Annotated in this window: 17 protein-coding genes and 2 tRNA genes; 8 read left to right on the top strand and 11 right to left on the bottom strand. The window is 36.6% G+C overall.

What is annotated here, in order from left to right; genetic code table 11:
* Positions 1-5 precede the first annotated feature (5 nt).
* The 6 genes from HII17_RS12265 to HII17_RS12240 form a co-directional block, all read right to left on the bottom strand.
* Complete coding sequence (locus HII17_RS12265; RefSeq protein ID WP_169075679.1) at positions 6-1115, bottom strand: S-(hydroxymethyl)glutathione dehydrogenase/class III alcohol dehydrogenase; 1110 nt, start codon at positions 1113-1115, stop codon at positions 6-8.
* Between the two features lie 93 nt (positions 1116-1208).
* Positions 1209-1556, bottom strand: a complete 348-nt coding sequence (locus tag HII17_RS12260) for a rhodanese-like domain-containing protein (RefSeq protein ID WP_169075678.1) — start codon at positions 1554-1556, stop codon at positions 1209-1211.
* A 15-nt stretch (positions 1557-1571) separates the two neighbouring features.
* Positions 1572-1781, bottom strand: coding sequence for a YgaP family membrane protein (locus HII17_RS12255; RefSeq protein WP_169075677.1), 210 nt, complete (start codon positions 1779-1781; stop codon positions 1572-1574).
* A 32-nt stretch (positions 1782-1813) separates the two neighbouring features.
* Positions 1814-3106 carry a hypothetical protein gene (locus HII17_RS12250; protein WP_169075676.1) on the bottom strand — a complete coding sequence of 431 codons (1293 nt, stop codon included), beginning with the start codon at positions 3104-3106 and terminating at the stop codon, positions 1814-1816.
* A 5-nt stretch (positions 3107-3111) separates the two neighbouring features.
* Positions 3112-3912, bottom strand: a complete 801-nt coding sequence (locus HII17_RS12245; protein ID WP_169075675.1) for an outer membrane lipoprotein-sorting protein — start codon at positions 3910-3912, stop codon at positions 3112-3114.
* Positions 3909-6464, bottom strand: a complete 2556-nt coding sequence (locus HII17_RS12240; RefSeq protein ID WP_211185354.1) for an efflux RND transporter permease subunit — start codon at positions 6462-6464, stop codon at positions 3909-3911. The genes HII17_RS12245 and HII17_RS12240 overlap by 4 nt, the downstream gene beginning before the upstream one ends.
* Before the next feature lie 104 nt (positions 6465-6568).
* On the opposite strand from HII17_RS12240, the gene HII17_RS12235 reads away from it, so the two are divergent.
* Entirely contained in the window at positions 6569-6883 is a 315-nt protein-coding gene (locus HII17_RS12235) for an ArsR/SmtB family transcription factor (RefSeq protein WP_169075674.1), read from the top strand.
* 67 nt (positions 6884-6950) lie between these two features.
* Here HII17_RS12235 and HII17_RS12230 read toward each other — a convergent pair whose 3' ends face one another.
* Positions 6951-7385, bottom strand: coding sequence for a hypothetical protein (locus tag HII17_RS12230; protein WP_169075673.1), 435 nt, complete (start codon positions 7383-7385; stop codon positions 6951-6953).
* Between the two features lie 349 nt (positions 7386-7734).
* On the opposite strand from HII17_RS12230, the gene HII17_RS12225 reads away from it, so the two are divergent.
* Positions 7735-8487: a hypothetical protein gene (locus HII17_RS12225; RefSeq protein WP_169075672.1), complete on the top strand. Its 753-nt coding sequence runs from the start codon at positions 7735-7737 to the stop codon at positions 8485-8487.
* 115 nt (positions 8488-8602) lie between these two features.
* Here the strand turns inward: HII17_RS12225 and HII17_RS12220 are convergent.
* The 3 genes from HII17_RS12220 to HII17_RS12210 form a co-directional block, all read right to left on the bottom strand.
* Positions 8603-8693: transfer RNA gene (locus tag HII17_RS12220), tRNA-Ser, on the bottom strand.
* A 125-nt stretch (positions 8694-8818) separates the two neighbouring features.
* Positions 8819-9883, bottom strand: coding sequence for an HDOD domain-containing protein (locus HII17_RS12215; RefSeq protein ID WP_169075671.1), 1065 nt, complete (start codon positions 9881-9883; stop codon positions 8819-8821).
* 320 nt (positions 9884-10203) lie between these two features.
* Positions 10204-10294 (bottom strand) — tRNA-Ser (locus HII17_RS12210).
* A 139-nt stretch (positions 10295-10433) separates the two neighbouring features.
* Here HII17_RS12210 and HII17_RS12205 point away from each other — a divergent pair.
* The 6 genes from HII17_RS12205 (at position 10434) to HII17_RS12180 (ending at position 13240) form a co-directional block, all read left to right on the top strand.
* A complete protein-coding gene (locus HII17_RS12205; RefSeq protein WP_169075670.1) occupies positions 10434-11030 on the top strand; it encodes a DNA-3-methyladenine glycosylase I in 597 nt (198 codons plus the stop codon).
* Between the two features lie 118 nt (positions 11031-11148).
* Complete coding sequence (locus HII17_RS12200; RefSeq protein WP_169075669.1) at positions 11149-11817, top strand: Bax inhibitor-1/YccA family protein; 669 nt, start codon at positions 11149-11151, stop codon at positions 11815-11817.
* Between the two features lie 77 nt (positions 11818-11894).
* Positions 11895-12260, top strand: coding sequence for a sulfurtransferase complex subunit TusD (tusD, locus tag HII17_RS12195; RefSeq protein ID WP_169075668.1), 366 nt, complete (start codon positions 11895-11897; stop codon positions 12258-12260).
* The gene (gene tusC / locus HII17_RS12190; protein WP_169075667.1) at positions 12257-12622 is read left to right on the top strand and encodes a sulfurtransferase complex subunit TusC; all 366 of its coding nucleotides are present in this window, start codon (positions 12257-12259) and stop codon (positions 12620-12622) included. The genes tusD and tusC overlap by 4 nt, the downstream gene beginning before the upstream one ends.
* Position 12623: 1 nt before the next feature.
* Positions 12624-12911 carry a sulfurtransferase complex subunit TusB gene (gene tusB, locus HII17_RS12185; protein WP_169075666.1) on the top strand — a complete coding sequence of 96 codons (288 nt, stop codon included), beginning with the start codon at positions 12624-12626 and terminating at the stop codon, positions 12909-12911.
* 2 nt (positions 12912-12913) lie between these two features.
* Positions 12914-13240, top strand: a complete 327-nt coding sequence (locus HII17_RS12180; RefSeq protein WP_169075665.1) for a TusE/DsrC/DsvC family sulfur relay protein — start codon at positions 12914-12916, stop codon at positions 13238-13240.
* On the opposite strand, the gene HII17_RS12175 is transcribed toward HII17_RS12180, so the two are convergent.
* A complete protein-coding gene (locus HII17_RS12175; protein ID WP_169075664.1) occupies positions 13237-13434 on the bottom strand; it encodes a cytoplasmic protein in 198 nt (65 codons plus the stop codon). The genes HII17_RS12180 and HII17_RS12175 overlap by 4 nt on opposite strands.
* Positions 13435-13501: the final 67 nt, after the last annotated feature.

The raw sequence follows: 13501 nt of genomic DNA, 5'->3' as shown, positions 1-13501 counted from the left end.
TTTTCCTAATCAAACAATACAACTGAGCGAATTGATTTCCCTTCATGCATTAAATCAAAGGCTTTGTTTATGTCTTCAAGTGGCATAGTGTGGGTAATTAGTTCATCAATTCTAATTTTTCCTTCCATGTACCAATCGACTATTTTGGGAACATCGGTTCGACCTCTAGCACCACCAAAAGCACTACCTCGCCATGAGCGGCCAGTAACTAATTGAAATGGACGAGTTGAGATTTCTTGGCCTGCGCCTGCTACGCCAATGATCCAACTTTCACCCCAACCTTTGTGACAACACTCAAGCGCTTGCCGCATAGTGTTTACGTTTCCAATACATTCAAAAGAATAATCTGCACCGCCACCTGTTTTATCAATAATAGACGCTACGACATCGTCTACCTCTTTGGGATTGATAAAGTCAGTCATACCATACTCTTTTGCAAGCTCAACTTTTGATGGGTTAATATCGATACCAATTATTTTATCGGCTCCCACCATTTTTGCCCCTTGTATTACATTAAGTCCAATGCCACCTAAACCAAAAATAACTACATTCGATCCTGGCTCGACCTTAGCATCAAACGCTACAGCACCAACACCGGTAGTTACTCCGCAACCGATATAACATACCTTATCAAAAGGTGCGTCTTTGCGTATTTTAGCTACTGCAATTTCAGGTAATACTGTGTGGTTAGCAAATGTAGAGCACCCCATATAATGGAGCAGCGGCTTGCCATCGATGGAAAATCGAGAAGTGCCGTCTGGCATAACGCCTTTACCTTGTGTTTCTCTTATCGATTGGCAAAGGTTGGTTTTAGGATGTAGACAAAAGTCACATTCTCGACATTCGGGTGTATAAAGAGGAATAACGTGGTCACCGACAGTTACCGATGTCACCCCTTCTCCTACTGCTCTAACGATACCTGCACCTTCATGGCCAAGAATTGCAGGAAATGCGCCTTCAGGATCGTCACCTGACAATGTAAACGCATCGGTATGACAAATACCTGTAGCTTTAATTTCTACCAAAACCTCTCCTGCTTGTGGTTCAGCTAAATCTACTTCCATTACTTTTAGCGGTTGGCCCGCTCCAAATGCCACTGCAGCTTTTGTTTTCATTCTTAATCCTTCGAAGAGATAGATAATTTATCAGTGTAGGTACAAGGTAAAAAAAAGAGCAACTAAAGTCACTCTTTTTAGGTAAGTAATTTACTAGGTAAAAGACTTTATAACTTCGTCGACTTTACAACTAATTACCCACACTTGCTTGTAACCGAGCTTTACTAATTGTTCCGCAGCAAAAGTCGCTCTAACGCCCCCTGCGCAATGAATAAAAATAGGCATAGTTTCATCGCCGTAAGTAGTTAGCATTTTACCTTCTAAAACACCCCTAGGAATATGTACAACATCTTTCACCGAGTGCTTATTAAATTCCTCTGTTTCGCGAACGTCTAATATTATACCGCCAATAGCGTTGCGTTTTTCACGTGCTTCTTGCGCAGTTAATACATTGAGTCCTTTTCTAGCTTCTACTACTAGTTCAGGTAATTTTTTTAACATTCTGCCTCCGATACTTTATTGATTAGCTGCTTGAGCTTCAGTTTTTAATCCAAATTTCTTAAAAAGCATTGCTGCTGGGCAAAAACCTGAAAACGAAAACTGAAATAAATTAGCGCCGACAAAAACTGTAAACCAAAAAAAGTTTGGATGTACCCAATGAGTTAGTGCCAATGAAAGTAATACCATAAAACCTGCAAACCTAAACACTGCATTTTCGACGGTCATGTTAAACTCCTTAATTAAAATTTATGCTTATATTAAAAATTAAACTTAGCTCTTATCCAGACATTGCTATTGTCTTTGTGTTGGCTCCAAAAGGTATGGGCTTTGTCACCAAAGAACCAATTGGTACCGCTAGCTATAGACCAACTGTCGTTATATCTGTAGTTCATTGACGCCTTAAGGTAGCCGTCATTATCTGATGGTGAAATAAAGGTAAACAGAGAAGTTTTTAGCTTTTGCTGCATAGATAAATGTGTCAGGCGAAAAGTAAACATTTGCCTGTATTCATCAACGACGAGATCAGGATTAAAGCTATTTTGAATATATTCTTGATAGTCTAAAGTTTGCTCTACATAAAATTGAAAACCACCGGTTATATTTTTGATAAGCTCCTGTTCATATCCAATTAGCAGCCTAATCTGATCATTCGCTATATTTAGCTGATCGCCACTAATGTCTTCAATACTGTTATAAACTGAAAATTCAGCATTAATTAAACCGCTACCAATTGATGACCTTATACTTGCTCCATAAGAATGTAATGTTGGAAAATATGCCTGTCCTTGTTCATTAAAGCCTAAAGGACTATTCCAATACCCCTTATATCCGTATATAGCGTACTCGACACCTTGATAGCTACTGGTAACGCGTAAAGAGTAAGTTTCATTATTTGTGGTAGTTTTAAAAAAATTGTTATCAGGAGCAATCTGAGCGTTATATTTTTCAGAAAAAAAAGAAAATCGTTTTCCAGTTAGGTAGTCATCAGGGACAAAGTTAGGTGTATAAGCTAAATCAATTGTAATGTCTTTTAAATACCAAGTAGCCCTTGCACTGTCGCTTGCTAATTTTAAGAATTCATCATCTCTACCCGAAAAAAAGGAAACCCAACTTTTAGGAAATAGATCATTGAGAAATATGTAATCTCCTGTTCCCCAGGTAATTAACTGTCGACCTATTTTAAGATCGACATTGTTAAGTGGACTTAACGCGACATTTAGCTCTCTCGTTTGCCACTCAAAGCCCGAGTCAATGTCATCAAATAACAAATCACCTATAGCAGAAAATTCAAAGTAATCGTGACTATAGCCTGCGTCTAACCGTAACCTAATTTCTGATAAAGAAAGCTCACTTTGGACTATGTTACTTTGTAAGAAAGAGCCAAAACTTACCTCGGTATAACCAGCTAGTGACCATGGTGAATCATCTGTTTCCCAATCTTCTTGCCATTGCTCGTCAGCCACAGGCCAATCGTCAGCCAACTCTTGCGAGACAGTAACCAACGTATAAGTTATTAAGATTAATAGAAGCGTATACTTTACTGCGTTCATCAGTACTACTTAAGCCACTTTTTAGGCACAGTTCGCAAACTACGTTCGGTAAAAACAGTACTAGGCAGACCAACATCATAAGCAACCCCTCTAAACTGCAAGTCGGTATAGCTATTATCAGAAAACTGGTGGATTCGAGAATGAACTACCGTTGGATGGCCTTGTACATTTTTCATTTTCAACACCTTCATTTCACGTAATTTACTACCCGTTTGATCGAAGTAAACTACATTTACTGGCATGAAGGTTTTTTTGTCAATTTTAGCCTGATAGTAGCTGAACTCCACAGATTCAGGCGATTTCGGCTGCCCTTTTAGCAAGTAATGCTTGTTATCCTCATTACTAGTTAAAAGTGTAAGATTATCTTCTTGTGGGTTACGCCCAGAGACGTCTTCATAGTAAAAATTAGAACCAACAAATGACGTACGTTTATCCCCTGCCGAAATTCGTTTTACTAAATCTAACGCTGGTAAATACAACCATCGCTCGTCATCAGAATTTATCTTTTTATTCACGCGAAAAACTGTGCCTTTAACGTCTGTAGGGCGCGAAAAAAACACCATCATTTGTTGATCGCCTAAGTCCTCTATATCTTTGCGCAAAATTGTAAATTGGCGTATTTGCTTTTGACCTTTACCATCGACAATGACCATTCTCGCTTGGGCACGACCATCATTACCGGCGTAGTATGATGCTAAATTACTTTTATTAATTATTTGTTGTGCAGTTAATGACTCCTCTGCATAACCGAAGCTCATCTGACTCAAACAGTAAACGAGTGCCAATTTACTAATAAACGAATTCATAATTTTCTCCTTAAAGAATTACCGTTTAGCAATGTTAAACAAGCTGGCAACAGTATTAACGTGACTAATGCAGATATTGCCATGATGCTTGCGAGAAAAGCGCCTACAGTGACATAGGGAACTAATGGAGAAAGCAACAAAGGAGTAAACCCAATAGCGATAACAATAGCATTTCGAGAGATCGCTCTACTTGGCTCATTGAACATTGCTTGTAAAGCAATCAATAGGCTACCTAGTTTTATTTCTAGTTCTCTAGTACGTTGTAAGAAATGAATAGCAAAGTCTATCGACAAGCCAAGTGTCAGAGCGGATAAAACTGCAATTGGCATATCGTACGACTTACCAAGCCAGCCAATCAGTCCATAAATCATTGTAATAGTAAATGTTAAGGGCAACATTGCTAATACGCCATATTTAACTGATCTAAACAGCAGAACCATCATTAAAAAGACAATAGCAAAGCTTGATAACAAACTATCTAACATGCCACTGACCATTGCATCTTGCCACACGATATTAAGATAAGATTTACCTGCCCAGTTAACATTGATATCTATAGGCGCTGGGTTTGCCGCAACGTAATTTTCAACCCACTGTACTACTTGTGTGGTATGTTGATTATCTCCACTTGTCATTTGTAACCATAGTAAGCTTGACGTGTAGTCTTTAGTAACAAAATGCCACAAATCTTTGGGTCGATGAGAAGACTGATACTGCAACAACGTTTGTGCGACACCGCTTGCGGACGCTGGAATAACAAAGTCTTCCTCATTTCCTGAAAATAGCTCTCTGTTAACCGTTCTCACAATGTCAGCAAGACTATTAACTTTGCCGACTAAACCAGTATTTATTAATTCAGACTGAAGTTTGGCTATCCAATTCAGCATATCTGGTTGCATAAAAGTTTTTTGTTTAGTTAATTCATAATCAACTAAAGCGATTATTTTACTTATTTGTGTTTGGTACTTTTCGTCAGCGTCAAAGCTTAGATCATCAAGTTGAACGAGTAGTTGTTCACTAAACAATTGTTTACCTTTACTAGCCAAAGTTAATTCTTGTGCTAAATTTTTGTTTACAACACTAGCTGTTACTAAAGGTGCCAGCAACTCCGTAAGCTGGGTCGCATTGATTTCTTCTTTATTTAAACTTGTATCGAGTACTAACCAAGCATCATAAGTACCCGCGAAATGTGCGTTTAACGTTTTATCTGCTACTCGAATTTCATGATCAGTCTTGAACCAATTAGTTGGATTATCGTTAATTTCAATACGATTGATTCCCTCAATACTAAAAACAAAAACAGCGATAAAGCTCATTAAAATAAGCTTTGCCTTATTTTGAGCGAAACCACCTAGTACTAATAAAGTTTTTGAAAGCGCACTTTTTCGCTCAAGTCGACTTACTGCTAGATGCAAACGCTCGAGAGTTTGCTCTGAAAGACGCGATACATATGCAGGAATAAAAATAATAGTTAATACAAATGCTAATAAAATCCCACTACCAATAAACGCACCAAAAACTTTTACTGGAGGAATTGGTGTAAGCATTAACGAGTAAAAACCAACGGCCGACGTTACCGATGTATATAGCATTGGCGTGTAGAGGTGAGACATCACTTTCTTTAAGGTAGCTTTTACATCATCGCCTTTTTTATAGTGCTCAGAAAATTCAGAGAGAATATGAACAGAATCAACTACTGCTATAGGCATTAAGAAAATGGCAATCATTGAAGACATGATATGAACTGTAAACCCCATACCAATTAGGCTACCCATGGTTATAACAACGGTAGCCATTGCTACTATCATAGGTGCAAAAATCAGCGGAAAATTACGGAAGAAATACCAAAGTAACAGGAAAATAGCTACACCAGCTAGTGGCGCTGCCACGCCCATTTGAACAAACATTTCATAGCCGAATTGATCTTCTGCTACAGGTAAACCAGTGATATAAAACTGAAGTGTTGAATCCAAATTATTTGTAAATTCTCTAACTTGTTCAGCAATTGAATAACTAAGGTCTTTTGATTTAATAGGGACATAAATAGCGACCGCTTTATCATCGCCAGATACCAAGGTATTGTCCAGCATAGGCAAACGTTTAACAGCATGTTTCACCGCTTTTGCCTCTTCTTCAGAATGTGGAGACTGTTTCATTAAATATTCAAACCGAATACCTAAATTTTCGTCTTGTTCATTTCGTTCTTGCTTAATATTGTCAACTACGTTGAGTGCCAATAAATCTTGCTTAATCACCCCGTCGAGAGATAAAACAAAATTAGAGACTTTGTTAATATCAGAAAGTCTTGCTTGCGTGAAAACACTTTCATTACTAACTGCACCAATTACCACCATATCGTGCATCGTAAATTTTGATTTAGTCTGATTATGAAACACCCTTGCTGGTGCTTCGCGACTTAACATATTTTCTGGATCTGTATCTATTTGGAGAAGCGGAAACAACGATAAGGTTGCAATAACCAATAGCAACAACGCTAAATAGATTGTTTTCGGTTTATCCAGCGCATACTGTAAAATCTTCGAATAACTCAATGTAAAACCTTATATTAGAAATTCCTAATTTATATATTGCTAATATAGACTTTTACATTAGAAATGTCTAATATAAATTCAATTGACTAATTAGGGTGTTTTAGATGGAAGTAAAAGACTTAGATAACATAGTAGAAAATGCCAAACTCGCTGCACAACTATTAAAATCTATGAGTAACGAATATAGATTACTTATATTATGTCACTTAGGTGGGCAAGAGCTTTCTGTAGGTGAACTCAATGATCTAATCGATATAAGCCAATCTGCTCTATCACAACATTTAGCAAGATTAAGAAACGAAGAGTTAGTAGCAACAACTAGAAAATCACAAACTATCTATTATCGAGTTGCAAACCCTGTTGTATTGAAATTGATTGAGCTTTTATATGAAGAGTTCTGTGGTAATACTGAACAGTAATATCGACATTACCTAATGTTATGATTAAAGAGCAACTAATATAGCTGCTCTTTGGTTAAGTTGTCATCTAACTACTTTCTGCAAAGTAATCGTTAGTATAAAAAGCAGCAAAGGCAAGTGCACTAAGCACGACATATAATGCTGATAACGTAAATATGACTTTAAACACCATGTGAGCTTCAGAAGGCACGACATTAACCGCTACTGGTACTAATAAAGCAGTCAAAAGAGTAAAAACAACAAATTTAGACAAGTTGTTATTTTTGAATAAAGGCTCAGCTTTACCTTCAAAACGCTCATTAGTGTAGTACGCTGCATATGAAAGCGTGCTTAACATGAAAATTAGCGCAATTATGACAAAAATAACACTCATCACGATAGCGCCTGACGTCGTAATCCATTGTTGTGCCAACAACGCAAAGAATATGGCAACTGGCGCACAAATTAGTGATCTGAATAAGTGCTCGTTTTCAATAACCACTCCGGTATTCGAATTCCCCATATCTATATCCTTCTCATACTAAAATTTATTTTTATTAGGTATATTTAGCGAAATGAACTCATCGTTCATTTATCACCCATTATTAGTGTGAAATTAATACAAAAACAACTATTTATTCAATTTTTATCGGAATATTGAATGTTTATGGAAAGGTAAACTAATTAGGAGTGAAATTAATTAATACAAAACCTTAAGGTTGAGATAGCAAATCGTACGTTGAGTGACCAAAGTTTTTAGTACGTAAAAATCGCTAGCTTGTACTATACTGCGCTTGCTTTTCAATCAATATTATTGAAGTCTTCTTCGGCCACCTGGCTAAAGCTGTAATAGTATACTCTTAGGTACTATTATGAAAAAAATTGCAACATTAATAGCAGTTATAACATTCGCTGCAGCATCAATTGCGGATGAAGCAAAATCTTATACACAGTGGGATACATTTCGTTTTACTGTAGATAACAAGAACGCCAAAAAATTCACTAAAAATATGCGAGCGCATATCAAGAAATACCACACAAAACCCCCTCTTATAACAAAGATATACAATGTAACTTATGGCCCTAATACAAATGATTTAATTTGGGTGATGGGCCCTGTAAGTCATTCAGAATTGGATGCTAGACCAGACAATCAAAAACACGATGACGATTGGGCAGACAATATCAACCCCTACATTAGTAAATATAAACAAGGAGAACTGTGGCGCGTAATGAAAGGGTTAGAAATAAATAACTTAGATAAAGCAGATAATCCTAAAATGTTTATGGCAAGATATTTAACAGTAAGTAAAAGCTATGATCCCACCGTAGGTAAATATCTATTAATGCAAGTTAAAAAAACGCTCGACAAAATTGGCAAAACTAAATATTGGGTAGTAATGGACAATCAATTTATTCAAGGCCATAAAAATGGGCGTCACTTGCTGGCATTATCGTCGATGGGTTCATTTGCAGAATGGGATGAAGATTGGGAGTTTAACAAACATTTTGAAGAGCTATATGGCGAAGGTAGCTTTAAAGCATTTCAAAAAAACTATAATAAATCGTTCAAAAATCAATGGAATGAACTTATTACTGTAAATAAAGAAATGAGTGGTTTATAAGCCTTAACCGCTTTTGATTTGGAATTTGAGCATTTAATCAACTTAATATTATGCTAACAATTCCGATTCCCTAAAACACAAAAACCCGACTCTTTCGAATCGGGTTTTTTGTATATGGCGGTGAGATAGGGATTTGAACCCTAGATGGGCTACAAACCCATGCCGGTTTTCAAGACCGGTGCTTTCGACCACTCAGCCATCTCACCAATGTTTCCATTATCTGGAAACGGTGCGCATAATAAATCCTGACATACGGCTTGTAAAGCCTTTATTTAATATAAATGTTAAGAAAGCCTTTATTTGCTTGTAATTCGTTCAATGAAGTCTTTTTTTACTCGATTAACGATGTCATTTCTTCTACTAGTGGGTTTTTCGATAAAGCTTCATCTAATGCATCACTGTCAATTAAATTTACGTTTTTAAGGCTAACTAATTCGCTAAGTTTATTAGCTTCATAACAAGCAATTGCAAGAGGTTGTCTTTCTTTATATTTCGTAAGCTGGTGACAATTCTCAGTTTGAGCCTGAATTGCTATTGCCTGTAATATTACTTCAGGTAATTGCCATGTTTTAGCAATTGTATACGTTAACTTTATAGAATATAGGTTTATTAGCCTTTTAAACCCTTCTGAGTTGGGTGAGCTATTGGGGTCTATACAACTAAACGCATCCGTCATTAATTGGAAAATTATCATATGGCCTAGGTTAACAATTAGCCCTAAAAAGTAGGCTGTAGCACTAAGCTCTGGATGCCCTAACCTTATAGTAAGCGCTTGAGTATATTCTGCTGTTTGATGGCAATGCTGCCAAATTTTTTCGCCAAATTGACGATAATAAACACTTGCTACAGGTTTAAAGTCATTTATGTAATGGTAAATAACCCCTTCTAACAATCCTTGCTTACCCATACTCATAAAGGCTGCTTTTAAATCAGTAACTTCCTTTTCGCCTCGTTTATATTTTGCAGAATTTGCGAGTTTAATAACTTCTGTTGCAATACTAGGCTCTGAATTTATCGAAGAGATTAAAATATCGGTATTAAATTCTTCTGATTTAAGTTCATTTATCAAAAGAGCGATAGTTGCAGGCATTACAGGCAAAGCATCTATTAACTTACTACTTTGTTTTTTTAAGAGGAACTCAATTTTATTAGACACAAAACAGCTTAATTGATCTTCTACGACTTTGTCGGTGCTTTCTCCAAAAAGAAATGAAAGGAACAGCGCCGAACTTACTTCATTGGCATTATTAACTATTGTTTTATTAACTGTGTAGTTAGCATTGGACTGCTCTACTATACTTCCATCATTTTTAGTATGTTCAAAATATTCGAAATTTGGCTGTACTTCTGGTGATTTAAAAGAAGGAAAAATTGAATACAACAAAGTTTTAAACACAAAAATAACTACCTATTTGATGATTAGAATTTCGCATTCTGCTAATGAATATTAAAATTATAGAACATTATATTTTTGCGCAATAACGTTAAGCTCTTTCATTAATCAAACCTTGTCTTAGAACATGGTTTTAGAATAATAAGGGCACAGAATAGGTGTTTGTTCGACACTCAAGAAAAGGAAATGAACCTTTAAAGTTATATTTGAAAAAACTTAAATACTTTAATTTTTATAACGATGGGATTAGGGCTTAGGAAATATTTTTCTGACTGGCATAAACAAAAATGCCCCGCTTATGCGAGGCATTTTTATTTTTAATATGGCGGTGAGATAGGGATTTGAACCCTAGAAGGGCTACAAACCCTTGCCGGTTTTCAAGACCGGTGCTTTCGACCACTCAGCCATCTCACCAATAGTCTTAAGACACTTGCCTTAAGACGGAGCGAATATTAATGTGTAGCTAAAACGTTGTAAAGCGAAAATTCAAAAATAATTATCAACTGCTAGCTTTTTATACAAATTGCTGGTGAATCAATCAGAAGGAAAACTGATGCCAACTGAAAAAGTATCCCGCTGCCCTTGGCTTGATGAATCTAAAGCCGACTATGTAGCCTATCATGATGACGAATGGGGAATTCCCGTCTACGACGATCAAAAATTATTTGAATATTTAACTTTAGAATCTGCTCAAGCAGGCTTAAGTTGGTATACCATTTTGAAAAGACGAGAAGGATATAGAAAGGCCTTTGCCAACTTCGATGTAGCTAAAGTGGCTAAATTTACTGAACAAGATGTAAATGAGTTAGTACAAAACACTGAGATAATAAGGCATAGGGGAAAAATTGAAGCTGCAATTAACAACGCCAAGCTTTTTATTGCTATACAAAAAGAATTTGGCAGCTTTTCAAATTACCAATGGGCTTTTGTCAATAATAAGACCATTGTAAACTCTTTTAAGAGTAATTCGGACTACCCTGCTACGTCAGAAGAGTCTGATGCCTTCAGTAAGGATTTAAAAAAACGAGGCTTCAAATTTGTTGGTTCAACAATAATTTATGCTCATATGCAAGCATGTGGTATGGTCAATGACCACAGTATGAATTGTTACAAAAGAAAACAAATAATAGAGCAATTCCAACAGCTTTAGGCATAGTATTTTGAAAAACACCATGCCATAATATGTCAAAATATAGTGATAAGGCTTGAACTTTATTTAATTGCCCTTATCTACATAATTAGCTTTATAAGTTCATAGAGGAAGGTTTATGCAAACAAATATGAATCTAGGTGCTGCCAGTCAACGCAGTGCAATTGAAATTAACAAAGTATTGAAAAATACTTACATGCTTTTAGGTATGACCCTAGCATTTAGTGCAGTTACGGCTGGTGTTTCAATGGCGATGAATTTGTCGCACATGGCGGCATTAGTAATGACGTTAGTTGCTTTCGGTTTATTATTTGTTGTTCACAAGCAAGCAGATAAAGCTAGTGGTTTATTCTGGATATTTGCATTTACTGGCTTAATGGGGGCGTCATTAGGCCCATTGCTTAATATGTATGCTGCACTACCTAATGGTGGTTCTTTAATCATGCAAGCTTTAGGCGGGACCGCTTTAATATTTTTTGCACTTTCAGGTTATGCGTTAACTAGTAAGAAAGACTTCTCATTTATGGGCGGCTTCTTAATGGTTGGTTTAATTGTTTGTTTGATTGCCGGAATTGCAAATATATTCTTTGCTGTACCAGCGGTATCATTAGCAATTAGTGCAGCAATTATTATGATTATGTCGGGCTTAATTCTATTTGATACTAGCCGTATTATCCACGGCGGCGAAACAAACTATATTCGTGCGACGGTTTCATTGTATTTAAATATCTACAACATTTTTGTTCACCTTTTACATTTATTAGGTGCTTTTGGTTCTGACGATTAATTCTTGATAAATAATTCGTTATAATGAAAGCTCCGATTTATTCGGAGCTTTTTTTTTGCGTAAAACTTGAGGCTAATTTGGCAACATTCACTCTAGTAGTAACTACACCACCCCATCAAAATAGAACCGCTACGGTTGTAGAGATTGCACACGCGTTATTAAACAAAGGACACCAGATAAATGGTATTTTCTTTTATCAAGATGGTGTATTGAATGCGAGCAAAACATTAGTCATGCCGAGTGACGAATATCAATCGATAAAATCACTAGCCGCGTTAGCCAATTCAAATAAGGTGCCTATGCATTTATGTATTACAGCAGCAGAGAAAAGAGGCTTAACTGATGAGGACAGCCAACATAACATTCTCAACTTTTTTACAATTTCTGGTCTAGGTGAGATGGTTGAGTTAAACGCAACTAGTGATCGAGTGATTCAGTTATGAGCAAAGTCAACTCTCTCGCAATCATAACTACCCAAGCTCCCTATTCTTCTGCTAGTGGTAAAGACGCATTAGATATGGCGCTCATCTTTGGAAGTTATGAGCAAGATATCGCGCTATTTTTTATCGGTGACGGCGTTTGGCAGTTAATTGATAAAGCAAATGGTGAACTATTGCAGGTTAAAGATTACTTAAAAACCTTTTCAGCGTTACCTTTTTATGATGTCGAAGACGTTTTCATTTGCGAACAATCACTTAAAGACCGAGGTATTGAAGGTCCTTTAAATATTCAAAGCGCACAAACCCTGTCTAAGCAAACGCTTATAGAAACTCTAAAGCAATACAAAGCAGTTTTAAGGTTTTAAAATGTCGACATTACACTTAATCAGAACATCAGCTTTTGCTGACACTAATCTAGCACAATGTGCACAGTTATTAGCAAAGCATGACGCCATCTTGTTGCTTGATGACGGTTGCTACAACCTTAAGCACCCTTCAATAGCTACTATAAGCGAACAGCAAATTGATATTTTTGTGATCGAACATCATTATCTCGCAAGGGGTTTAGCATTGGCACCTCAATCAAAGTCAATAGTAATAGAAGATATTCCTGAGCTAATGCTTAACTACAAACAATCGATAACCTGGCAATAAGAATGAACTTTAACAACCAAACTATAGCAATAGATAAACAGGGCTATTTACTTGATCACACCCAATGGAGTGTGGCGCTTGCCAATGAACTCGCAAAACAGGATGAGTTAACATTAACCGACGCACATTGGGAAGTTATTCATTTCGTCAGAGAATTTTATTTAACCTACAATACGTCACCAGCTATCCGTGCATTAACTAAAGCAATGAAAGAAAAATTTGGCGAAGAGAAAAGTAGCAGCCGATATTTATATCGACTGTTTAGTGAAGGGCCAGCTAAGCAAGCAACAAAATATGCTGGTTTACCTAAACCAGCACGCTGTATTTAAGCTTTAATATTAATAGTATTGCCAGAAGACACTGTAGGTGGATTAACTTCTGGCACCGCAGCAGCTTGAATAAGCTCTAGCGCCATTTTACCTTCCAATTCCATCTGATCTTTAGCCAATTGCGCACCTTTGATTTCTAGTGCATTACCAGAATCAACGTGAACTGAACCACTATTTCCAACTGTTAGAGCCATATAGACCTCTCTTTAAGACTAATGTGACGATAGTTATCATGAATTTATCGGCAAAATTTTAAAAACA

The sequence above is a fragment of the Thalassotalea algicola genome (assembly GCF_012932965.1).
Taxonomy (GTDB): Bacteria; Pseudomonadota; Gammaproteobacteria; order Enterobacterales; family Alteromonadaceae; genus Thalassotalea_F; species Thalassotalea_F algicola.
This window is presented reverse-complemented; position numbering and strand designations above follow the sequence as displayed.

Excerpts from the sequence above, each read along its gene's own strand:
- HII17_RS12265 (WP_169075679.1), bottom strand. The coding sequence starts at position 1,115 with ATGAAAACAAAAGCTGCAGTGGCATTTGGAGCGGGCCAACCGCTAAAA.
- HII17_RS12260 (WP_169075678.1), bottom strand. The coding sequence starts at position 1,556 with ATGTTAAAAAAATTACCTGAACTAGTAGTAGAAGCTAGAAAAGGACTC.
- HII17_RS12255 (WP_169075677.1), bottom strand. The coding sequence starts at position 1,781 with ATGACCGTCGAAAATGCAGTGTTTAGGTTTGCAGGTTTTATGGTATTA.
- HII17_RS12250 (WP_169075676.1), bottom strand. The coding sequence starts at position 3,106 with ATGAACGCAGTAAAGTATACGCTTCTATTAATCTTAATAACTTATACG.
- HII17_RS12245 (WP_169075675.1), bottom strand. The coding sequence starts at position 3,912 with ATGAATTCGTTTATTAGTAAATTGGCACTCGTTTACTGTTTGAGTCAG.
- HII17_RS12235 (WP_169075674.1), top strand. The coding sequence starts at position 6,569 with ATGGAAGTAAAAGACTTAGATAACATAGTAGAAAATGCCAAACTCGCT.
- HII17_RS12230 (WP_169075673.1), bottom strand. The coding sequence starts at position 7,385 with ATGGGGAATTCGAATACCGGAGTGGTTATTGAAAACGAGCACTTATTC.
- HII17_RS12225 (WP_169075672.1), top strand. The coding sequence starts at position 7,735 with ATGAAAAAAATTGCAACATTAATAGCAGTTATAACATTCGCTGCAGCA.
- HII17_RS12205 (WP_169075670.1), top strand. The coding sequence starts at position 10,434 with ATGCCAACTGAAAAAGTATCCCGCTGCCCTTGGCTTGATGAATCTAAA.
- HII17_RS12200 (WP_169075669.1), top strand. The coding sequence starts at position 11,149 with ATGCAAACAAATATGAATCTAGGTGCTGCCAGTCAACGCAGTGCAATT.
- tusC (WP_169075667.1), top strand. The coding sequence starts at position 12,257 with ATGAGCAAAGTCAACTCTCTCGCAATCATAACTACCCAAGCTCCCTAT.
- tusB (WP_169075666.1), top strand. The coding sequence starts at position 12,624 with ATGTCGACATTACACTTAATCAGAACATCAGCTTTTGCTGACACTAAT.
- HII17_RS12180 (WP_169075665.1), top strand. The coding sequence starts at position 12,914 with ATGAACTTTAACAACCAAACTATAGCAATAGATAAACAGGGCTATTTA.
- HII17_RS12175 (WP_169075664.1), bottom strand. The coding sequence starts at position 13,434 with ATGGCTCTAACAGTTGGAAATAGTGGTTCAGTTCACGTTGATTCTGGT.